Annotated in this window: 18 protein-coding genes; 6 read left to right on the top strand and 12 right to left on the bottom strand. The window is 60.4% G+C overall.

What is annotated here, in order from left to right; genetic code table 11:
* Window positions 1-72: 72 nt before the first annotated feature.
* Together ACH6CX_RS17490 and ACH6CX_RS17485 are read left to right on the top strand one after the other, a co-directional pair.
* The gene (locus ACH6CX_RS17490) at window positions 73-1,668 is read left to right on the top strand and encodes an ATP-binding protein (protein ID WP_334079267.1); all 1,596 of its coding nucleotides are present in this window, start codon (window positions 73-75) and stop codon (window positions 1,666-1,668) included.
* 90 nt (window positions 1,669-1,758) lie between these two features.
* A complete protein-coding gene (locus ACH6CX_RS17485) occupies window positions 1,759-3,198 on the top strand; it encodes a sigma-54-dependent transcriptional regulator (protein ID WP_396676072.1) in 1,440 nt (479 codons plus the stop codon).
* A 54-nt stretch (window positions 3,199-3,252) separates the two neighbouring features.
* Here ACH6CX_RS17485 and ACH6CX_RS17480 read toward each other — a convergent pair whose 3' ends face one another.
* From ACH6CX_RS17480 to ACH6CX_RS17455, 6 genes are read right to left on the bottom strand one after another with little or no spacing between them, the layout of a single operon-like run.
* Window positions 3,253-3,678 carry a type IV pilin protein gene (locus ACH6CX_RS17480; RefSeq protein ID WP_305080383.1) on the bottom strand — a complete coding sequence of 142 codons (426 nt, stop codon included), beginning with the start codon at window positions 3,676-3,678 and terminating at the stop codon, window positions 3,253-3,255.
* A gap of 12 nt (window positions 3,679-3,690) precedes the next feature.
* Window positions 3,691-7,905: a PilC/PilY family type IV pilus protein gene (locus ACH6CX_RS17475; RefSeq protein WP_334079269.1), complete on the bottom strand. Its 4,215-nt coding sequence runs from the start codon at window positions 7,903-7,905 to the stop codon at window positions 3,691-3,693.
* Window positions 7,906-7,924: 19 nt separating this feature from the next.
* Window positions 7,925-8,476, bottom strand: coding sequence for a PilX N-terminal domain-containing pilus assembly protein (locus ACH6CX_RS17470; RefSeq protein WP_334079270.1), 552 nt, complete (start codon window positions 8,474-8,476; stop codon window positions 7,925-7,927).
* Window positions 8,477-8,489: 13 nt separating this feature from the next.
* Window positions 8,490-9,551, bottom strand: a complete 1,062-nt coding sequence (locus ACH6CX_RS17465; protein WP_232940942.1) for a PilW family protein — start codon at window positions 9,549-9,551, stop codon at window positions 8,490-8,492.
* An 11-nt stretch (window positions 9,552-9,562) separates the two neighbouring features.
* Window positions 9,563-10,000 (bottom strand): type IV pilus modification protein PilV, encoded by a 438-nt coding sequence (gene pilV / locus ACH6CX_RS17460; protein WP_232940941.1) that lies wholly within the window; start codon window positions 9,998-10,000, stop codon window positions 9,563-9,565.
* 13 nt (window positions 10,001-10,013) lie between these two features.
* On the bottom strand, window positions 10,014-10,550 hold the full coding sequence (locus ACH6CX_RS17455; protein WP_396676069.1) for a GspH/FimT family pseudopilin: 537 nt from the start codon (window positions 10,548-10,550) through the stop codon (window positions 10,014-10,016).
* Between the two features lie 290 nt (window positions 10,551-10,840).
* Between ACH6CX_RS17455 and ACH6CX_RS17450 the strand changes: the two genes are divergently transcribed.
* Window positions 10,841-11,356 carry a GspH/FimT family pseudopilin gene (locus ACH6CX_RS17450; protein WP_396676067.1) on the top strand — a complete coding sequence of 172 codons (516 nt, stop codon included), beginning with the start codon at window positions 10,841-10,843 and terminating at the stop codon, window positions 11,354-11,356.
* A 33-nt stretch (window positions 11,357-11,389) separates the two neighbouring features.
* Here the strand turns inward: ACH6CX_RS17450 and ispH are convergent, their stop codons facing one another.
* The 6 genes from ispH to murJ all read right to left on the bottom strand — a co-directional run bounded on the left by ispH (window position 11,390) and on the right by murJ (window position 18,898).
* On the bottom strand, window positions 11,390-12,334 hold the full coding sequence (gene ispH, locus ACH6CX_RS17445) for a 4-hydroxy-3-methylbut-2-enyl diphosphate reductase (RefSeq protein ID WP_237064395.1): 945 nt from the start codon (window positions 12,332-12,334) through the stop codon (window positions 11,390-11,392).
* Window positions 12,334-12,774, bottom strand: a complete 441-nt coding sequence (locus tag ACH6CX_RS17440; protein ID WP_232940937.1) for a peptidylprolyl isomerase — start codon at window positions 12,772-12,774, stop codon at window positions 12,334-12,336. Before ACH6CX_RS17440 ends, ispH begins: the two co-directional genes overlap by 1 nt.
* Window positions 12,771-13,313 (bottom strand): signal peptidase II, encoded by a 543-nt coding sequence (gene lspA, locus ACH6CX_RS17435; RefSeq protein WP_232940936.1) that lies wholly within the window; start codon window positions 13,311-13,313, stop codon window positions 12,771-12,773. The genes ACH6CX_RS17440 and lspA overlap by 4 nt, the downstream gene beginning before the upstream one ends.
* Window positions 13,306-16,110, bottom strand: coding sequence for an isoleucine--tRNA ligase (ileS, locus tag ACH6CX_RS17430; protein WP_396676064.1), 2,805 nt, complete (start codon window positions 16,108-16,110; stop codon window positions 13,306-13,308). Before ileS ends, lspA begins: the two co-directional genes overlap by 8 nt.
* Window positions 16,111-16,223: 113 nt before the next feature.
* Complete coding sequence (ribF, locus tag ACH6CX_RS17425) at window positions 16,224-17,210, bottom strand: bifunctional riboflavin kinase/FAD synthetase (protein ID WP_233006723.1); 987 nt, start codon at window positions 17,208-17,210, stop codon at window positions 16,224-16,226.
* Window positions 17,211-17,290: 80 nt separating this feature from the next.
* On the bottom strand, window positions 17,291-18,898 hold the full coding sequence (murJ, locus tag ACH6CX_RS17420) for a murein biosynthesis integral membrane protein MurJ (RefSeq protein WP_255701139.1): 1,608 nt from the start codon (window positions 18,896-18,898) through the stop codon (window positions 17,291-17,293).
* A 184-nt stretch (window positions 18,899-19,082) separates the two neighbouring features.
* Between murJ and ACH6CX_RS17415 the strand changes: the two genes are divergently transcribed.
* From ACH6CX_RS17415 to pdsR, 3 genes are all read left to right on the top strand, one after another.
* Window positions 19,083-19,223: a hypothetical protein gene (locus ACH6CX_RS17415; RefSeq protein WP_396676062.1), complete on the top strand. Its 141-nt coding sequence runs from the start codon at window positions 19,083-19,085 to the stop codon at window positions 19,221-19,223.
* 162 nt (window positions 19,224-19,385) lie between these two features.
* Complete coding sequence (locus tag ACH6CX_RS17410; RefSeq protein WP_232940934.1) at window positions 19,386-20,084, top strand: OmpA family protein; 699 nt, start codon at window positions 19,386-19,388, stop codon at window positions 20,082-20,084.
* A 174-nt stretch (window positions 20,085-20,258) separates the two neighbouring features.
* Window positions 20,259-20,948, top strand: coding sequence for a proteobacterial dedicated sortase system response regulator (pdsR, locus tag ACH6CX_RS17405; protein ID WP_232940933.1), 690 nt, complete (start codon window positions 20,259-20,261; stop codon window positions 20,946-20,948).
* The last annotated feature ends 20 nt before the right edge of the window (window positions 20,949-20,968 follow it).

Below are 20,968 nucleotides of genomic sequence, written 5' to 3'. Positions count from 1 at the left end.
ATACCGCTTTACAGCGAGTGTACCTTGCCACAGGGACAACCGCAGCGGCATACCAGTATGGGAAGAATAAACGTGAGCAGCGCAGCCCCCTCCCCCAGCAGACCCGCCCTCCAATACATCGAACTCCTGCGTGTTTACGCTTTCTACCGCGTGGCAATCTCCGTGGTGCTGATGGGGATCTTTATCTCCGACATCAGTCACGGGGCACTGGGCAATACTGTACCGACTCTCTTCCTGAATACCGCCGTTGCTTACGTGGTGCTCAATACAGGCTGGCTTTTGCACCTCCGCAGCACGGGCTACCATTCCAGTGTCGGCCAGGTAGCCCTGATGCTCGGCTGCGATATCCCGGCGTTCCTCACTATGATCCACGCCAGTGGCGGCCTGACATCCGGGCTGGGCTACCTGCTCCTGATAAACTGCGCGGCCGGCTCCCTGCTGCTGGATCGGCGACTGGGCGCTTTTTTCGCGGGGCTGACCAGCAGTGGCGTGATTGCCCAGCAGGTTTACGGACTGGTGGCTGGCACTGCAGCTTCCCGGGACATTGTCGCCGCAGGCAGCCTGGGAATCCTGCTGTTCCTTGCGGTCAGCGGGCTGCAATACCTGTCGGGCATGATCAATATGGCCACCTGGCGCGCCGACCAGCAGAGCCGCCACGCGGCCCACCTGCAGCGCCTGGCACAGCAAATCATCGAGCGTATGCGCACAGGTGTGCTGGTACTGAACTCTGCGCAAAAAACGGAGCTGGCCAACCAGGCCGCCCTGCGCCTGACCGCCAACCGGATGCAACCCGGCACCGATCTGCACGAGGCCATGCTGTCCGCCTTGAGGGAATGGAAGCGGGATCCGGGACGCAATGGACAGCTGGTGAAACTCGATGGTGGCAGTGAGTTACGACTCAGCTTTGCCAACCTGCGACGTGAGCATGGTGACAACACCCTGGTTTTTGTCGATGACAATCGCAAGCTGAACCAGGAAGCGCAGAAGCTCAAACTCGCCTCACTCGGTCACCTCACCGCGTCTATCGCTCACGAAGTACGCAACCCCCTCGGCGCTATCAGCCATGCCGCACAGCTCCTCACGGAGTCCTCGACGCTTTCCGCGGATGACCGCCACCTGACAGAAATCATTTACCGGCACAGCGAGCGGGTCAACCAGATCGTCGAGAATGTGATGCAGCTCTCCAGGCGCCGGGCCCCGGAGCCGGAGTTGCATGAGCTGGGCTACTGGGTCGAGCGCTTTATCGCCGACTATCGTATCGGTATGCCAGCGGACGCCAGGATAACCCTGGAACTGCCAGACGGGCCGCTTTCCGCCCGCTTTGATAGTGCGCAACTTGCGCAGGTGGTTACCAACCTGTGCAACAATGCTCTCGTACATTCCCGCCAGGATACCCAAGTGCCGGAATTCGAGCTTCATGTCTACCGGCACCCGGGTCGGGACTGCGCAATCCTGGATGTGATTGATTCCGGCCCGGGCGTGCCCGAGCAATACCGCGAACAGATCTTTGAGCCGTTTTTCACCAACGGCCAGGGCGGCAGCGGGCTGGGTCTCTATATCGCCCGGGAACTGTGCGAGTCCAACCAGGCGAGCCTGCAATACTGTCACGATGCCAGCAGCCGCAGCTGCTTCAGGATTGAATTCGCCCATGCCAGGAAAGTATTCTGATCACAGCACCAAGTTGACTGGATCCCGCCCGGGTCTGGCATAATTCGGGTATAGACCGCTCATCCATACCAAAAATAAAGCGCACACTCTATGCAGCCTCTTGCACTGGTCGTCGATGACGAGCCGGACATCTGCGAGCTCCTGACCATGACCCTGGGGCGGATGGACGTCAACAGCCATACCGCCAACAGCCTGGGGGAAGCCCACCGGCTCCTCGGTCAGCACCGCTACGATTTTTGCCTTACTGACATGCGCCTGCCAGACGGGGACGGACTGCAACTGGTGCGCCATTTACAGGAACATACAACACAGCACGGAGACCTCCCGATCGCGGTAATTACAGCCCACGGCAGTATGGATACCGCCATCGACGCGCTGAAACTGGGCGCCTTCGACTTTGTCAGCAAGCCGGTCAACCTGGAGCGGTTACGCGCCCTGGTGCAACTGGCCCTGCGACTCGACCGCCGTGAAATTGTCGCCAATGACAGTATGCACAGCCGGCTGCTCGGGCAGGCACCGGTAATGAAGCAGCTGCGCCAGCGGATCGCCAAGGTTGCACGAAGTGATGCACCTGTTTATATCAGCGGAGAATCTGGCTCCGGCAAGGAGCTGGCCGCCCGCTCCATACACGAACAGGGAGCGCGAGCTGACAAGCCCTTTGTCCCCATTAATTGTGGCGCCATTCCCACCGAGCTGATGGAGAGTGAGTTTTTCGGCCATCGCAAGGGGAGCTTTACCGGGGCGCATAGGGACAAGGCGGGTCTTTTCCAGAGTGCGGCAGGCGGCACCCTGTTCCTCGACGAAGTTGCCGACCTGCCCCTTGAAATGCAGGTGAAGCTACTGCGGGCAATTCAGGAGAAGAGCGTGCGACCGGTCGGGTCCAGTGAAGAGGTCCCCATTGATGTCCGCATTCTCAGTGCCACGCACAGGGATCTCTCCGCAGAGGTGGCTGCCGGGCGTTTTCGCAGTGACCTTTTCTACCGAATAAATGTAATCGATATCCACGTACCCCCGCTGCGGGAACGCGCCGGGGATATTCCACTACTGGCGCAAACGATCATGCGCCGTATCGCCAGTGAAGCCGGTACCGATATGCCCAGACTGTCGGAAGGCGCTTTTCGGGCATTACAGGAGTACCCTTTTCCCGGCAACGTGCGCCAGCTGGAAAATATACTGGAACGGGCCCTTACTCTCTGTGAACAGCAGGTTATACAGGCCGAGGACCTGCTACTGGAACCCTGCCAGCGTGCGGCGCCACATGATTCCCCCTTCGACCATAAGGGTGCAGAAATAAATGCATTACCAGCTCGGAAAAAGCCTCTGGATGGAGTGCTTGATGCTGGCCACGAGCCAGGCTTCGACCTGGCACGCCATCAGTCCCTGGACCGGTATCTGCAGGAAATAGAGCGACATGTAATCGAATCGACCCTGGCTGAAACACGCTGGAACAGGACGTCCGCAGCCCAGAAACTGGGCATTAGCTTCCGATCCCTGCGCTACCGCCTGAAGAAGCTGGGGCTGGAGGACTGACTCACAGGACGGGAACTGAGCCAGCACCCCGCCCTTTATCCCAGCTCGGGACACCTACCAGCAGTAATCCGCACCGCTGCTGCCCGACACCGAGCGGTTACCGGTATTGGTCAGCGCAAAGTTGCCACACTTGGTGTCCGCAGTTTGTGCCCCCACAGCGGTAGCAGTCAGGGTGAAGTCAGTTGCATTGATAACACCACTGATACTGTAGAAACCCTCCTGGGAATCCATGGTATTGCCACCTGTCAGCTGATCCTCCACCGCGCAACTGTCATCGTTATAGGCGCTGTAAACTGTAAAGCAGCGTTGCAACCGCTGGGAGACATCTCCCAGCATGGCTTTGGCATCTGCCCGGCGACTCTTCTGTACTGACTCCTGGTAGGACGGATAGGCGATACTGGCAATAATTCCCAGTATCGCCACCACAATCAGCACCTCAATCAGGGTAAAGCCTTTCTGGTTCCTGTTTGGTACTTTCATACTTTCCTCGGGTTATCGTATCTGTCGCCAAGACATCCGACCCACGGAGCCCGCGGGCAGGTCGCCACTTTCCACACTCGGCTGGCCCTTGATATCACTGGCTGGCAGGTAGGCTTTTTCGCCCGCAGTAATCACACTGGAATAGCCGATGATTGCATAATCCAGGGATGTGCCAGCCTCACCGAAAATCGAGTGCCCTTCATAACGGTCCCCTACCCCACTCAATTCCATGCGCCAGCCACTACCGCCAAATGCACAGGGGTTGGAGGAAGTAATCAGCGTCGGGAAGATCAGCCGGTCAAACAACAGCAACGGTTTGCTGATCACCCTCTCGCCGGTCACGATCGCGCTACCGGTGGTCGGATCAGTATAAGCCAGGTCCATATACCAGCCATCGTAGCTATCTGCCCACCAGGAGGTATCACCATCGTTGTCTACTTCCCGGGTTGTCGCGGTCTGGGTGGAAATCACTTTTTCAAACAGGCTGTCGCGGTCGGGGATATTGTCTCCCAGGTCAGCAAGCGCATAGACGCTCTGGATTACGCTGCCGGCGCTGTTATCCGAGTCGGCCAGGTAGCTGCCCGTGCCGAAATAAACCATGGTGGCATTTTCCTTTTTCGGGTTCAGCCCCAGGGTCGGTGCACTGGTGATAGGTTGCGGTATAAGGGTGCCGGAACCATCATCATAAGCCGCTGTAAACAGCGGTAAGTCGGTACTGCCCTGGCTGATGGCAACGTCCCAGTTACTGTTATTGTTCGCGGTCAGGTCGAACTTCCACATATTACCCAGCAAGTCGCCCGCATACGCGTAATCCACGATACCGTCATTACCGGGCTTCAATGCAGGTGCAGCCAGGCCATTGGAGCCGCTTCCGTCCGTGGCTATGGCCTGAGATTCCGCAAACGGAGCCTCCAGGTCGATAACCAGCAGCTCTGCCGTCTCATTGGCAGAATTGTAGCCGTTGCCCAGGATCACCTTCCAGCCATCCCCCGTCGGGGCGATTACGGGCTTGCCGGTGGCGTTGCCCAGCTCAGGCATTTGTGCCGGGGTAATCTCAAACAGGACATCCCCCTCGTCAAAGTTCGCAGGGTCGGTCACATCCAGGGCAAAAAGCCCGCGCCCCCCGGCCCCCAGCGTGCCTACCAGGATGTTGCGCCACTGGCCATTGATATAGGCATCGCCGACGAACAGGGGACCATCCACACTGTATTTATGTGGGTTTTCCGGGGAACCATAGTTGGGCAGGGTCAGGTTCTTCAGTTTGTCGTAGACCCCGGACGGCACATAGGCAAACACCTCTTCCCCATTCAGTGCATCAAACGCATGCAGCATCCCGTCATTGGAGCCAACGTAAACCACCTCGCGGCGACTTTCTTTATAGGTGGCAACGTAGCTCAGATACTCCAGGCCACCGAGTTCTTCCGGCAGGCGCTGGAAGCCAAAGCCTTTTTGTGAGCCAAATACCGGTGAAGAATTGACGATGTCACCCAGCGGGGTGGTGCGCTCGCGCAGACCCGGGATATTTTCACCACGTAGCCAGTTCAGCGCATTCTGGCCTTCCGCGGCAGATGCGCCCAGGCTGGACTGCTGCGCGGCAGTGAGGTTATCCCACAGGAACTCGGTTCCGCCAGTGCCATTATGGGTAAAGATCTCCCGATCCGCCGGCGCGGCAAAATCCGCAGCTTCTGTCTTCCAGAGGTAATTACCGATACTCCCGTCGGCATTCAGCTTGATCGCCCGGATTTCACCGCTCCAGTCACCACTGTTGAACAGCGCCTGGTAGATTGCGGTATCCGTCCCCAGCCGGGTGGAGTTGGTGGCGACTGCTGAGGCTGAACCAATATCAGAAGCCACCTGTTCCAGCGCCGCTCCCAGGTTTTTCTCAAGCTCCGCAGGATCAATCGCAAAATAATAGGACTCGGGTACCGCAGCGGCGATCTCCGCATCGGTCAGGGCATCGTCACTGTAGCCACCCCACTTGGCGGCATAATAAAGCGGCGTCTGAAGCAGCTGAGCGCCAGAGCTGCCAACACTGAAAGTCTCCGTGCGCTTGTTTGCTTCGCTTGCATCACAGGCTCCCTGCCATCCGCTGCTCAGGCAGGTACAGGTAGTACCGTCATCACCACAGCTGCTAATGGTACTTGAGGAAACGTACTCAAAATCATTGATACCCGAAAAAGCATGAAAGCCATCCTGCGTGGTACCACCGATCACAAAACCGAAGCCCATCGGGTCAGGGGTTGACTGCGCGATTACAGTGGTGCTCACCTTGACCGTCGCCGTATCAATCTCGTAGTCGATGACGCCCCACATATCCTGGTCAAAATCCCCACCCTGCTCACTGTCCTCCCAGTTCACATAGAGCTTACCGGTCCCAGCGGCGATGTCCTGGGAGACGATTTTGAAATCGACAATGGCACAGTTGCCACCGGTGTCCGAATTTCGGCAGGCTGGCAATATAGAAATGAATTTCCCTGAATCACCGGGGACAGGCACCCTCACTTGTGGTACTGAAGGTGCCAGGGCAACGCCGAAAGTCCGCACTGTCTGGTCACCAGACAAATCACTGCGGATGCTGTTGCTCCTGGCATAGCGCGCAAGCCCCACAATATCGTAGGTGCCCTCAAGGCGTGGGGCGTCCGGACAGGTACCGGCCACCCCGGAGAGGCTGGCGACTGTCTTGGGAGTACACAGCTGGTTATTGGCAGCTCCGCTCTCGCCAACAAAATATTCATTACCATGAATACCCTCGGCCACACCCACCTGATTGGTCCAGGTATCGATGGAACCGATCGAGGCCAGGTCGTTTGCCGGTGTCGTCTCACCATCATAGGAACTGGTCGAGGCATTAAACTGGATAACATTCAAGGGCGCGCAATAATTATCACTGCCGAGGGGATCTTCCCAGGAAGGTGACGTAAGGCCTGAGATATAGGAAGAGTCATCGTCATTGTAGTCGCCAGTAGAGTCCTTGCCCGCCAGATAACGCAGGGACTCCAGGTAGATCTCCGACTGCGGGTTGCCCCAGTTGGAACAGCGGCCATCGGCAAACGAACTCAGGCCATATGGACAGTTATCGCCACCTGAGGTGGACCGGTTGTAGTAGCCCTGGCCATAATCATAACCATACAACCGCAGCCCATCGAGAGTATCAATAATTGAGCCGGTGCCGGTCGACTCAAAAGTGCCGTCGGTGGCGACATTAACTTCGTCGGAGATATCGCCGATATTCTTGCGTAACAGCCCACCGGACTTGTTCTTGGCATAAGAGCCGGTCATCAGGCCGAAGAGAATTTCCCCTTTCTCACCGTATTTCTGCAACAGGCCTGAAGGCTTGGCATTGCCATCCGGGTAGGAGCGGCAATTGTCTTCGAGCATACCCTCTTTACAGACTTCCACACGGACATTGTACTCGCCGAGTTTATCACCGCCATCACCGTCAGAAGGACTCGTATCATAGGCATTAATGCCGCTGGCATTTTTGTCGTTGCCGTTACTCGCAACGCCCCAACGACATTGCCAACGCTCGTTGCTGGCCCAGAGGGAGTAGTTGCCCTTGGCTACTCTCAGCAGCGGCGCACTGGTTACATCCTGGGACCAGCCTGTGCCAGCTGTGGTATTGCAGAAGGTAACACCATCCTTGACCCGGTCTGCCGATATAGAGCCCCGGTCTGCTGCATAGGGAGTCAACTCGGCAATATCACTACCTTCATAATGCTTGGCGAAAGAATGCGCATCATGGGGCAGGAAAGCACGCTCCAGCACTGTCTGATCGGCGGTATCAGTGGAACGGGTGCCGCCATAGAGGATTTTACGAACGGTATCGACACGCGTCATGGTGGCCCAGTTCAGGAAATTACCACTCCACTGGCCGGTTGCACTGCCCGCATTACAGTATTTGGTGTCGGTTCTTACTTCCGGCGAGAAAATACCGCCCGTATAGGAATAGCAGGTATTGCTATCAAAATACCCGTAGTAATCATGCTCGTGTACGTAAGTCGTATCAGCCAGCCCATCCCCGGTGATATCACTGTAGTCATCGTATGCCTTGAAGAACAACTGGTGGTCATTCGACATATTCAGCATGACGATAGGCCGTACCGGCTGGGACAGAAACAGTGGAGTCTGGGCCAGTTCCAGGGAATAAGCGCTATGCGCGACCCCAATGCTCAAGACACCCGTCGCCAGTGCGAAAGCCTGTTTCCTGAGTGCAGCGATTATTTTCATGATTTTATCCCCTCACTGCCTATCGCTTGAATGTGGACTGAATGATAACGACAGCGTTTGCCGTACCGCCGACTCCACGGCTGGTAACCCGGTAATAGACAATTTCTTCCTGGTTAAGCGTGCTCTGGAAATCAATAGCCCCGCCGTCGGTACCGGTGGCGGCTGTTGCGGTGATTTCCTCAATCACATAACGCGGTGGCGCGGCGACACGATCCAGCTCCAGGTCAGTCTCGACGGCATCTACATCCCAGTCATGGGTATTCCAGTAACCAGAGTTACGGGAGCCATCGAGCTCCACGTAGTAGCCTGCTACGGTGCCATCAAAACTTGGCAGCACCGCCTGGTTCAGTACCTCTTCGGCCTCCCGCAGGCCGGCCTCGGCCGCCTGGAAAGCGAGATTGCGATCCCGCATGTTACCGGCCATCAACTCCTGCATTTCACTGCCACGCATGGCGGCCATGGCCACCACTGTCATCAGCAGCAACATCACCAGCCCGACAATCAACACCGCCCCGCGCTGGGAGGAGAGCTTACGGGCCCGTGGCAGGGCCCCGCGATTGTGTCTCTTCATTTCATCACTCCTGTTACGGCAGGCGACTGCGGATTCCAATGGTGTTGACAAACACCTGGCGCAGTCGGCGATCGGTCGGTGTTACATCCGAGCCTGCATATGTGTAGGGCTGCGGATCCGGCACGACATTGTCATCAGTACTACGCACCAGGAGTTCAACCCGGACACTGAGGGCCTCGCCCCAGGCACTGGCAGCCTCGAGCACACTGCCATCCACGTAGGTATCGGGCACATCGTCCCCATCCGTATCGCGACCATAGGTCAACTGCATATCCTGTACGCCCTCAAGCAATGCCTGCGGAGTCTGGTTGCCGATCTTCCGGAACAGCGCCGGCTCCCCCCCTGCACCCTGATTTGCCAGGTAATACACCGTGGTATTGACTTTGATGATTTCTGAGTCGGGACCAAACGATTCGGAGGGATCGCCGGAAGCGCCTCCCCAGGAACTGAGTGCATTGCCTGGCGTATAGGTACCACCGGAGGAGTTCCCCGAGTGCACAACGTTAATGGATACACCGCCCGTATCCTGCAGGTTGGTGGCCTGGAAAACCCGGGCTTTCTGGCAATCAGCCACCACCAGGATATCGCCGATACACAGGCCGCTCAGACTTGCCTGCCCCGTACCGCAGCCATTGGGATCCGTACCGGTATCCTCCGCGAAGAGCTGCGAGCTATCATTATTCTGCTCGACACCGACGCCGAGCCCGTTAGCGCTTCGAACCACCAGCATATCGGTTCCGGCCAGTGCCGCCGGATAACCTGTCATCGCGCTCGAGTAGTTATCGACCCCCTCAATACCGACATTGAACCTGTATGCCAGGTCATTCGAATTATTCAGCGTATTGGTAAAGCTCATGTTACGGCTCATGCAGCCCATATAACCCGCCATGCGGATATCCTGTGCCAGGAACTCCATCCCCAGCCGCCCGGTCTCCTGTACCCGTGACAGCGCCTGCTGGGTAGTGAAAGTGACACGACTGGACAGGAACAGCTGTACCACGCCAGTCATCAGGACAACACCGATTGCCAGGGCGACCATCAACTCAACCAGCGAAATCCCCTGTTGTCTGCGCATTGCGTCGCCCCCTAGATTTTTGTTGTGTACTGGAAAGTGGTTGAATCTTCGCTTTCCTCGCCAGTGCTGTTCTGCTCCGACCAGGTGATTTCGATCGTGCACAGCCTCTGTGCCGCATCACAGTCGATTCCGCCATCCCCATCGGGGAGCGAATCACTAACGGAGTCGTGCCACTCGATCAGGTCATCCTTTGCCAGGGTCCCACCGGCTCCGGGTGGATCAGAATCCAGGTCGAGGTTGTAATCCGACATTCTGGCTCGGTTCAGGCGTACGCGATCCAGCAGGTCGTAGGCGAGGATATTTGCCTGCGAACGAAGATAAGCGCTGTGGTTATACTGCAGGGAGGCGGCCTGCATCGCCGCCAAACCCAGAAGTGAAGTTGAGAGGATCAGCACAGTAACCATCACTTCGATCAGGCCCGCGCCACGCTGTTGTTTGAGCAATGTCATATCGGCCTCCCCCTTAAGAGCAGTCGCCATGGGCGACGTTCAACAGCCCGGCGATTCCCACGGTAATATTACGCGCGGCGTTACCCGTGCAACCGGATACACTGGCATTGACAGTGACCTCCCCGCTATCGGCACGACCGAGGATGCCCAACCGATTGAACCGGACAAAGCCGGTCGCGCCGCCATTCTGCTGGACATTTATCGCGGCGTTCGCGCTCGGTGCCTCCCACCTGCGCAGGACCTCCCCCACAGTCACGGCGTTGGCAGTATCCGAAGTCGCGTTGTCAACCACAACGATCCAGCCGTCGCTCCAGGAATTGCTGCAGGTCGCGCCGTCAGCACTGGCACAGAGTGACACGCGGGTACCACGGCGCACCGCCTCTGACCGCGCAACATTCAGCGCACTGGTCAGCTCCTCACCCAGTGCCACAGAGCGGTTATTACTGATCTGGTTGTTGAAACTGGGGGCGGCCATAGCAGCCACTATCGCGATAATCGCCACAGTAATCATCAACTCAAGGAGCGTGAAGCCCCGTTGGTGCTGTCTCATACCTGATCCGGCCTCTCCGGTATTATTTTTTACCGACTTGCATCGTGTTGCCCTATCCCGCTCAATTTCCCCAGATCTCTTGACCAATGTGCCGGGGATACAGTCACATTACTGATGATGCAGCAGGGGAGTCTATTTTGCCCAAAGCGTACCAATGGGCAGAGGATCACGGGAAGATTCGCCCGATGAACGGTGAGGAATGGCCGATCGGCGGCAGGGATGCTGGACATCCAGCACAGTGACCCGAGGCGCCACGCCGGAGCTCAAAGTATTTCCAGGGAGGAATGCCAATGCAGCAGCAGGGAATGACGCTGATGGAACTGATACTGACCGTCGCCATTATGGCGCTACTGGCAGCGATCGCCATCCCCAATTTTGCCCGCCAGGTCGAGCAGCATCGCACCAGAAGTACCACGGAGGAAATCATGGCGGCGATCCAGCTGGCGCGCACCAGTGCGGTGACACAAAACCAGCGGGCAACATTGCGCAACCGGGGAAGCTGGCAAGCCGGCTGGCAGGCGTTCACCGACTCCAACAATAATGGCCAGCTCGACGCCGGCGAGCGCGAGCTGTTCAGCAGCGGCCCGGTGAGCGGTGTCCGGGTGAACGCCAACCAGCCATTGAGAAACTACATCTCATTTATCGGTACCGGCGAAGCCCGATATGCTGGCTCAGCAGGTGGTGCTTTTCAGGCCGGGACCATGGAGATCTGCAGCGAATCACTGGATAGCGGTTTCAGCCTGGTGCTGGCCCGTAGCGGCCGGGTAAGGATTTCCCGGCTGACTGCAGCCGAATGCAGCGATTGAGCCGATCGCAAACTGCCTGCTCCGTAACGGAAATCAGTCCTGGCCGCGCAATTCTCGCGGCAGGGAAAAACTGATGTTTTCCTCGCGCCCGCTCATCTCCTGCGGCAACTCGGCCCCGAGTTCCTGCAGGCGATCGACGACCCCCTGCACCAATACTTCCGGGGCAGAAGCTCCCGCGGTCAGGCCGATACGCTGCTTGCCCTCAAGCCAGGCCGGATCGATATCGCCGGCACCGTCGATCAGCTTGGCCGTCGCGCCACAGCGCTCGGCCAGCTCTCGCAGGCGATTCGAATTGGAGCTGTTGGGGCTACCCACTACCAGCACCAGGTCACTCTCCAGCGCCAGCTGCTTGACCGCGTCCTGGCGGTTCTGGGTGGCATAGCAGATATCGTCCTTGCGCGGGCCGCGGATATTCGGGAAGCGTGCACGCAGGGCATCGATAACCCTGGCGGTATCGTCCATGGACAGTGTGGTCTGGGTGACGAAGCTCAGGTTGTTCTCATCCTGCACCTGCAGGCGGGATACATCTTCCTCGTTTTCCACCAGGTAGATAGCACCACCGCCGCTGGTGTCGTACTGGCCCATGGTGCCTTCCACCTCCGGATGGCCGGCATGGCCGATCAGGATGCACTCGCTGCCGTCGTTACTGAACTTGCTCACCTCCATGTGGACCTTGGTGACCAGCGGGCAGGTGGCATCGAAGACACGCAGGCCGCGCTCTTCCGCCTCGCGCTGCACCGCGCGGGAAACACCGTGGGCGCTGAAGATAACGATCACATCGTCGGGCACCTCGGACAGCTCATCGACGAAGACTGCCCCGCGATCACGCAGGGTATCCACCACGAACTTGTTGTGCACCACTTCATGGCGCACGTAAATGGGCGCCCCGAATACATCCAGGGCGCGGTTGACGATATCGATTGCCCGGTCCACACCGGCACAGAAGCCGCGCGGGTTGGCAAGGCGTATTTCAGTCATCAGTTCACCGAAGCCACTTCAATGATTTTCACATGGAACATCAGGGTCTGGCCGGCAAGGGGGTGATTGAAATCCACCTCCACTTCATCGTCACCCACCTCGCGGATGACACCGGGCAGCTCACCACTACCGTTGTCGAAAGAGACTACCAGCCCCGGCTCCAGTTCCATATCCGGCGAAAAGTGATCGCGCCGCACTTTCTGGATGTTGGCCGGGTTGCGCTGGCCAAAGCCGGCCTCCGGGGCAATCTCGATCTCAGCCTCGTCGCCGGCCTCGAGGCCGAACAACGCCCGCTCGAAACCCGGCAGCAGGCTGCCATCACCGACGGAAAAAGAGGCGGGCTCCCCCTTGAAGGTGGAGTCTACCTCGGTGCCGTCATCCAGCTTCAGGCTGAAGTGCATCGTTACCCGGCTGTGCTCGCCGATCACGTGGTCAGTCATGCTTTCTCTACTTCTGAATCTTTTTTGCCCGAGGCGTCATCGCTCTCGGAGAAAAACAACAGCTCGATTACCAGCATTGCGGCACCGACGCTGATGGCCATATCGGCCACATTGAAAACCGGGAAGCTCCAGGTGTTGTAGTAAACGGAAATAAAATCCCGCACATAACCCAGCACCATGCGATCCCACAGGTTGCCCAGGGCCCCACCCAGGATCAGGCCCAGGGCGCACGGCTCCCAGCGCTTTGCCGCCGGCAGGCGCCACAGCCAGATGGAAACCATAATGCTGAAGCCGACCGCCACAACACCAAAGAACCAGCGCTGCCACCCCCCGGCATCAGCCAGGAAGCTGAACGCCGCACCGTAGTTCTCCGCATAGGTGAACTGGAGCAGCCCCGGAATGATCTGGAACGGCGGCCCACTGCGAAACTCGCCCACGGCCCACACCTTGGTGGCGATATCGATCGCGATTACCAGCAGCGCCAGCCAGTACCAGCGCCAGGGATGCCCGAACAATCCGGGCCCGCGCGACTCAGGCATAGTGACGCTCCTCACCGGCGCCTTCCACGTTCTCCACGCAGCGGCCACAGATTTCCGGGTGTGCCGCGTTTGCACCCACGTCCTCGCGGTAATGCCAGCAGCGCGCGCACTTGGGATGGTCCACCTTGCGCACTTCCACTTTCAGTCCGTCCAGCTCGGTGGCATGCGCACCGGCGGCATCGCTCAGGCGCTGTACCGAAGTGGAGGAGCAGATGAGAACGAAACGCAGCTCATCCTGCAGTTCGAGCAGTTTCTCCCGCAGGTCATCGTCAGCATAGAGTGTCACTACTGCCTGCAGGGAGCCGCCGATATTGCCAGCCGCGCGCTGCTCCTCGAGCACCTTGTTCACCGCGGTTTTAACCGCGGCGATCGCCGCCCAGTAATCCGCTCCTTTGTCTGCGTCCGCATCCAGCCTTGGCAGGGCGTACCACTCCGCAACAAAGACGCTTTCGCCCTTCTCGCCCGGGATCGACTGCCACAACTCATCAGCGGTAAAGCTGAGGATCGGCGCAACCCAACGGGTGAAGGCCTGCACGATATGGTAGAGCGCAGTCTGGGCCGAGCGGCGCGGGACGCTGTCGGCCTTGGTGGTGTACTGGCGATCCTTGATGATATCCAGGTAGAAGCCACCCATTTCGACCACGCAGAAATTGTGCAGCTTCTGGTAAATCTGGTGGAACTGGTAATTGTCATAGGCCGCGACAATCTCGTCTTGCAGCCGCGCCGCCTTGTCCAGCGCCCAGCGATCCAGTGCCAGCAGCTGGCCCTCCGGCAGCAGGTCAGTGGCCGGGTCAAATCCTGCCAGGTTTGACAGGAAGAAACGGGCGGTATTGCGCAGGCGCCGGTAGGAATCCGCGGTACGCTTGAGGATCTCGTCGGACACCGCCATTTCGCCACTGAAATCGGTGGCGGCAACCCACAGGCGCAGTACGTCCGCGCCCAGTTTGTTGATGACATCCTGGGGCGCCACGGTATTGCCGATCGACTTGGACATCTTGCGGCCCTCGGCGTCGACGGTAAACCCGTGGGTAAGCACCTGCCGGTAGGGAGCACAGTCGTTGATGGCAATAGAGGTCTTCAGCGACGACTGGAACCAGCCGCGGTGCTGGTCAGAGCCTTCCAGGTACAGGTCCGCCGGGAAGCGCAGGTCATCGCGGCGCTCCAGTACGGCAAAATGCGTCACGCCGGAATCGAACCAGACATCCAGGGTATCGGTCACTTTCTGGTAGTGCTCCGCATCGCTGCCCAGCAGCTCCGCCGGGTCCAGGTCGAACCAGACATCCATACCCTCCGCGTCCACGCGTTCCGCCACCTTCTCCATCAGCGCCGGGGTATCCGGATGGATTTCGTGTGTCTCCTTGTGCACGAACAGGGCAATGGGTACGCCCCAGGTGCGCTGGCGGGAGATACACCAGTCCGGGCTGGCGTCCAGCATGGCATCGATACGGGCCTTGCCCCAGCCGGGAATCCACTGCACCTGGTCGGCGGCCTTCTGTGCATGATCCAGCAGGTCGTTCTGCTGCATGCTGATGAACCACTGCGGCGTGGCGCGATAGATCAGCGGTGTCTTGGTGCGCCAGCAGTGCGGATAGCTGTGCATCAGTTTGTCCTGGTGCAGGAGCACGCCTTTCTCTTTCAGGAGGTCAACGATCTGTTCGTCCACCTTGTAGACATGCTCACCGGCAAACAGGGGCACACTGTCGCGGTAGACACCGTTATCGTCGACGTAATTGAGGGTCTCGATACCGTAACGCTTGCCCACCAGGAAATCGTCCGGGCCATGGTCGGGGGCGGTGTGGACACAGCCGGTACCCGCATCGGTGGTGACATGGTCACCCAGCACGATGGGAAGCTCCTTGTCGTAGAAGGGATGGTGGACCTTCAGGTGCTCCAGTGCGGCACCGCGGATATGGCCCACAACCTCGCCCTCGAGGCCCGCGCGCCCCAGCACTGCATCTTTCAGGTCCTCGGCTACCAGCAGGCGGCGTTCCCCCACCTGCACCACGACGTATTCCAGCTCAGCATTGACCGATACCGCCTGGGAAGACGGCAGCGTCCAGGGGGTGGTGGTCCAGATCACCACTGACAGAGGCCCGTCACCGGCGTGGCCGCCGGCGGCATCGGCGATCGCCAGAGCGGTCTCTTCGGTTACCGGGTAGCAGACGTCGATGGAGAAGGAGGTCTTGTCCTGGTACTCCACTTCCGCCTCGGCCAGGGCCGAGCCGCCTACCACACTCCAGTAGACTGGCTTGAAACCGCGCGCCAGGTGACCATTTTTTACAATGCGGCCAAGGGCACGGATGATGTCACCCTCAAACTGGTAATCCATGGTGCGATAGGGATTGTCCCATTCGCCGAACACCCCCAGGCGGATGAAATCTTTCTTCTGCCCCTCCACCTGCTTCGCGGCGTAGTCGCGGCACTTCTGGCGGAAAGTGCGATGATCCACCTTGGCCCCTGCCTTGCCGACTTTTTTCTCGACCCGGTGCTCAATAGGCAGGCCGTGGCAGTCCCAGCCGGGCACATAGGGGGCGTCAAATCCACTCAGGGTCTTCGACTTGACGATGATGTCCTTGAGGATCTTGTTGACCGAATGACCGATATGGATGTCGCCGTTGGCGTAGGGCGGGCCGTCGTGCAGGATAAACTGCTCGCGTCCGGCACGGGCCGCACGGATTTTTTCGTACAGCTTGCCGTCCTGCCATTTCTTCAGGGTCTTGGGCTCCCGCTGCGGCAGGTTGCCGCGCATCGGGAAGTCCGTGGCGGGCAGATTGAGTGTCGCTTTGTAATCGGTCATTGGGTGTCTGCTTAAATCTAGACGGTTAAGAAATCTGCAGGGGCAAACCTTGTCGCCCCTCTCAGGTTACGTTCTGGGCAGCTGTGTTACGCCCGGACAGGGCGAGCTTGCCCCTAGGGGTGCTGCCTGAACCAGGCCTTGGCGTCCTCAATATCCTGGGCGATCCGATCGCGGAGGATCTCCAGCGAGTCGAACTTCTCTTCGTCCCGCAGTTTATGGCAGAACTCCACTGCCAGTTCACGCCCGTAGAGGTCCCCGTCAAAATCGAACAGGTTGACTTCCAGCAGTGCCTGGGCGCCCTCGCCTTCCACTGTGGGACGAAAGCCCACATTGGCCACACCATTCAGCTGCCGGCCCCCCGGGGCCAGCTCACTGCCATCAGTGGCTGTCACCCGCACGGTATATACGCCCACCAGCGGCGAGCGGTAGCGGTGCAGGCGCACATTCGCCGTGGGCGCGCCCAGCTGGCGCCCCAGCGCCCGGCCCGGCGCCACCCGCCCGGTGATCCGGTAGGGCTTGCCGAGCAGGGTTTCCGCCAGGGCAAAATCACCATCCTGCAGGGCCGCCCGAATCCGGGTGCTGCTGACCCGCTCGCCCTCGATCTCCAGGGTCGCGGTGTCCTCCACGGTAAACCCGTGCGCCGCGCCCGCCTGCTGCAGGAAGCGATAGTCGCCGCTGCGGTCACAGCCGAAGCGGAAATCATCCCCCACTACCAGGTGGTCGATTCCCAGCCCGTCGAGCAGCACCCGCTGCACAAAGGCCTCGGCCCCCAGGCTGCGCAACCGCTCGTTGAACTGCAGGCACAGGACCCGGTCCACGCCGGCGTCGAACAGGGCCAGCACCTTCTCCTTGAAACGCATCAGTCGCGCCGGGGCCTTCTCGCCGGAGAAGAACTCATGCGGCTGCGGCTCGAAGACAATCGCCACCGAGGGCAGGTTTCGCTCGCGCGCGCGCTGGCGCAGCTGCGCGATGATCGCCTGGTGGCCCCGGTGTACCCCGTCGAATGAACCGATGGTGGCCACGCAGCCCCGGTGGCGGGGGCGCAGGTTATGCAACCCGCGAATCAGTTCGCGCTCGGCGGCCAATGCTGCTTTCTCCATGGTCACAAAATCGAACGCCGCAGTATACCGGATTCCCGTGACCCGGTCAGTGGGCCCGCCCCCCCTGGGCGGGCCCGGGTTCAGTCGCTGACGGCGCGGAAATGCCGCGGCCGCAGGCCGGCAAACAACAACACCAGGCCGTAGGTACCAGCCCCGGCGGACACCAGGGCCGCCATGCGCCAGCCCCGCTGCCACCAGCTCCAGTCACCCCAGTGGGGCCAGAGGAACAGCGCCGCCACCAGTAGCGCTGCCATGGCCAGGTTGGCCAGCAACAGGCGCACCAGGTAGCCACCCCAGCCGGGCTCGGGACGATAGATGTCATCGCGACGCAGGCCGCGGTAGAGCAGCCAGGCGTTGATCGCCGCTTGCGCCGCGGTAGCCAGCGCCAGGCCCATATGCCCGAGCTGGAAGTAGTGGTGCAGCGGAACCACAAACGCGAGGCTGAGCAGCATCTTGGCGGAGATGGCAATCAGCCCGAAGCGCACCGGGGTATAGGTATCCTGGCGGGCAAAGTAACCCGGCGCCAGCACCTTGATCAGCATGAACGACACCAGCCCCAGGGCGTAGGCACGCAGCGACCAGGCCGCCATTTCCATATCGCGCGGCTCCATCCGCCCGTACTGGAACAGGGTGGTCAGCAGTGGCTCCGCCAGGATCACCAGCGCCACGGCGGCGGGGAACGAGATAAGGGTAACGCTGCGCAGGGCCCAGTCGAGGGTGTGGCGAAAAAGTCGCGGATCGCCGCCGGCGTGATGCCGCGACAGGCTGGGCAGGATAACGGTGCCCACGGCCACCCCGAACACCCCCAGTGGCAGCTCGGTCAGGCGGTCGGAGAAATACAGCCAGGAAACACTGCCCGACGGCAGGAAGGACGCGAGCACCGTATCCAGCACCAGGCTGATCTGGGTCACCGACACGCCGAACAGGGCCGGCGCCATCAGGCGCAGGATCTTACGCACCCCGGGGTAACTCCAGTCCCAGCGGGGCCGCGGCAGCAGGCCCCGGTGCATCAGGAAGGGCAGCTGGAACAGCAACTGCACCACTCCCGCTGCCAGCACCCCCCAGGCCAGCGCCATGATCGGCGGGTCGAACCAGCCGCTGGCCACCGTGGCCGCGGCGATCAACATCACGTTCAACAGCACTGGCGTCAGCGCCGGCACCGCAAACCGGTCGAAACTGTTGAGGATCGAGCCCGCGAAGCCGGTCAGGGAAATCAGCATCAGGTAGGGGAAGGTGATCCGCAGCATATCCGCGGCCAGGGAGAACTTTTCCCGTTCACTGCCATCCCACCACCAGCCGAAGGCAAAAATGCCGGTGATCAGGGGGGCGCAGAGCACCCCGAACAGGGTCACCAGCAACAGCGCCCCGCCCAGCGCACCGGCCACCCGGTCATTCAGCTCCCGGGCGGCGGCCATGCCGCCATTCTGGCGGTACTCTGCCAGCACCGGCACGAATGCCTGGGCAAAAGCACCCTCGGCAAACAGGCGGCGAAAAAAGTTGGGTATCTTGAAAGCGACGAAAAACGCATCGGCGGCATCGCCGGCGCCGGCAAAACGTGCCAGCACCATGTCCCGCGCGAGCCCCATGACACGCGACAGCATAGTCGCGCCGCCCACCACACTGCTGCCCCGCAGCAGGCGGGCGGCACCGGACTTGGGAGGCTGGCTGTCGGCAGTCGGCTGGGACAAAACTGGGCTCCTGCTGGGCTGGGTGAAGTCGCTGGGGGTCGTGGCCGGCAAGTCTACCGCAATTCGCGCTGCGCAGATGCGCGCCGAATTGAGGATCTGTTCCTACCCGTCCCGTGACGGCAAACTATACTCGAAGTGAGATTGTGGCGCGCTGCAGGGGAGTGTCGGCGCGAGGAGGTGATGGATGACATTGAATGCCTTGATTATTGCTCTTGCGCTGGCAGTTTTGCTGTATGTCGCAGTAGTGCTGGGGCCCCGCCCTCCCCGTGTGCGTGTTCGCATAGAGGCGCCGCGGGACCGTCGCTACCGCCGCCTGCATCGCTGAACCCGGCACACTGCCATAATTCGCCACGATTGCGCCGGTAATGGCCACATGAGTGCCATGGCGGCGCCGCCTTGCGGTTGTTCAATAAGTCTCGACCGGGCCGGAAACAGTTCCAGGGCCCACCTAGAGACAAGACTGCAACCACCGCAAGGAGAAAGGACAATGAAAAAGGCAATCATGGCTGTAACCCTGGGCTCACTGATCGCGACCGGCACCCAGGCGCAGGACCACGGACAGCAGACCGAGGGATCCCGACTGACCCCGGCCAAACAGGCTACGGCCTTTACCGGCGCTGCCATCGCCGGTGCCGCGGTCGGCGGGCCGGTAGGCTTTATTGCCGGTGCGCTGGGTGGCGCCTGGCTGGGCGAGCAGATCAAACAAGCAGAAGAGGCGGATATGCTGGCAACACAACTGAACGCGAGCCGCGTCAAGCTGGGCGACCTGGCACAGGAACTGGACGCGGCGCGACTGTCGGCAAATGACGCCAACAAACTCGCGGCGGACTCACTGCAGTTCCAGCTGCTGTTCACCACCGGCGAGGACCGGCTGGAAGATGCCCAGCTGGCCCAGGTGGCGGCCCTCGCCGACTTCCTGCGTCGCCATCCCGATTTACAGGTGCGCCTGGAAGGCCGCGCCGACCCCCGCGGCACCGATGGCTACAACAATGTATTGTCCGACCAGCGCGCCCTGAGTGTACAGCGCGCTCTGGAAGGCCAGGGCATCGACCCCGCCCGCATCAGCCGCCGCGCTATGGGCTCCACCTATTCCCGGGCGCCCCGGGGCGATGCCGACGCCTACGCCATGGAGCGCCGCGTCGATATCTTCTTTGACCTGCCGGACTCAGTGGCCGGCAACTTCTGACCAGCCCCCGCAGGCGGCCCGGTTTAACTGCGTCGCCTGCGGAAAGCACACTCCGCACCGAAATCCATCACCTCTCCATACCTTCGCGGGCCCACGGCCCGCTTTTTTGGCATGGGCGCCGCTTTGCGGCATGATCAACGGCCACCGAGCGGAAACAGAACAGCTGGAAATCCCATGACCGCCACTATCGCCATTGTCGAAGACGAGCGCGCAATCGCCGAGAACTATCGCGATGCCCTGCGCCGCAGCGGCTATGCCGTCAACCTGTACGAGGCCCGTGCCGAGGCCCTGGAGGCATTCCGCCAGCGATTGCCCGACCTGGCCGTGATCGACGTCGGGCTGGGCGCAGAGGTGGAGGGTGGCTTCGAGCTGTGCCGGGAACTGCGGGCCATGGCCCCGACCCTGCCGATACTGTTCCTCACTGCCCGCGATTCGGAGCTGGATATCATCTCCGGCCTGCGCCTGGGTGCCGATGATTACCTGACCAAGGACATTTCCCTGCCCCATATGCAGGCCCGCATCAACGCGCTGCTGCGCCGGGTCAGTGTCCTGCGTGACCGCTCCGAGGATGGCGAGCGGCTCGAGCAGGGGAACCTGTCCCTCGACGTGTCGCGCCTGCAGTGCCAGTGGCAGGGGCAACCGGTCGAACTCACCGTGACCGAATTCTGGATCGTGCATGCCCTGGCCAAGCGCCCCGGGCACGTGAAATCCCGCGGGCAGCTGATGGAAGCGGCACGGGTGGTGCTCGACGACAACACCATCACATCGCACGTCAAGCGGATCCGGCGCAAGTTCCAGGCCCTGGATCCGGCCTTCGATGCCATTACCACCGCCTACGGCATGGGCTATCGCTGGCAGGCGTGAGCTGCGGCAGGCCCGATGAG

The sequence above is a fragment of the Microbulbifer sp. JSM ZJ756 genome, from assembly GCF_044383805.1.
Lineage (GTDB): Bacteria > Pseudomonadota > Gammaproteobacteria > Pseudomonadales > Cellvibrionaceae > Microbulbifer > Microbulbifer zhoushanensis.
Note: the sequence above shows the minus strand (reverse complement) of the source record. Positions and strands in the feature narration are given on the sequence as shown.

Coding starts and splice junctions, on each gene's coding strand:
- ACH6CX_RS17485 (WP_396676072.1), top strand. CDS start 1,759: ATGCAGCCTCTTGCACTGGTCGTCGATGACGAGCCGGACATCTGCGAG.
- ACH6CX_RS17480 (WP_305080383.1), bottom strand. CDS start 3,678: ATGAAAGTACCAAACAGGAACCAGAAAGGCTTTACCCTGATTGAGGTG.
- ACH6CX_RS17475 (WP_334079269.1), bottom strand. CDS start 7,905: ATGAAAATAATCGCTGCACTCAGGAAACAGGCTTTCGCACTGGCGACG.
- ACH6CX_RS17470 (WP_334079270.1), bottom strand. CDS start 8,476: ATGAAGAGACACAATCGCGGGGCCCTGCCACGGGCCCGTAAGCTCTCC.
- ACH6CX_RS17465 (WP_232940942.1), bottom strand. CDS start 9,551: ATGCGCAGACAACAGGGGATTTCGCTGGTTGAGTTGATGGTCGCCCTG.
- pilV (WP_232940941.1), bottom strand. CDS start 10,000: ATGACATTGCTCAAACAACAGCGTGGCGCGGGCCTGATCGAAGTGATG.
- ACH6CX_RS17455 (WP_396676069.1), bottom strand. CDS start 10,550: ATGAGACAGCACCAACGGGGCTTCACGCTCCTTGAGTTGATGATTACT.
- ACH6CX_RS17450 (WP_396676067.1), top strand. CDS start 10,841: ATGCAGCAGCAGGGAATGACGCTGATGGAACTGATACTGACCGTCGCC.
- ispH (WP_237064395.1), bottom strand. CDS start 12,334: ATGACTGAAATACGCCTTGCCAACCCGCGCGGCTTCTGTGCCGGTGTG.
- ACH6CX_RS17440 (WP_232940937.1), bottom strand. CDS start 12,774: ATGACTGACCACGTGATCGGCGAGCACAGCCGGGTAACGATGCACTTC.
- lspA (WP_232940936.1), bottom strand. CDS start 13,313: ATGCCTGAGTCGCGCGGGCCCGGATTGTTCGGGCATCCCTGGCGCTGG.
- ileS (WP_396676064.1), bottom strand. CDS start 16,110: ATGACCGATTACAAAGCGACACTCAATCTGCCCGCCACGGACTTCCCG.
- ribF (WP_233006723.1), bottom strand. CDS start 17,210: ATGGAGAAAGCAGCATTGGCCGCCGAGCGCGAACTGATTCGCGGGTTG.
- ACH6CX_RS17415 (WP_396676062.1), top strand. CDS start 19,083: ATGACATTGAATGCCTTGATTATTGCTCTTGCGCTGGCAGTTTTGCTG.
- ACH6CX_RS17410 (WP_232940934.1), top strand. CDS start 19,386: ATGAAAAAGGCAATCATGGCTGTAACCCTGGGCTCACTGATCGCGACC.
- pdsR (WP_232940933.1), top strand. CDS start 20,259: ATGACCGCCACTATCGCCATTGTCGAAGACGAGCGCGCAATCGCCGAG.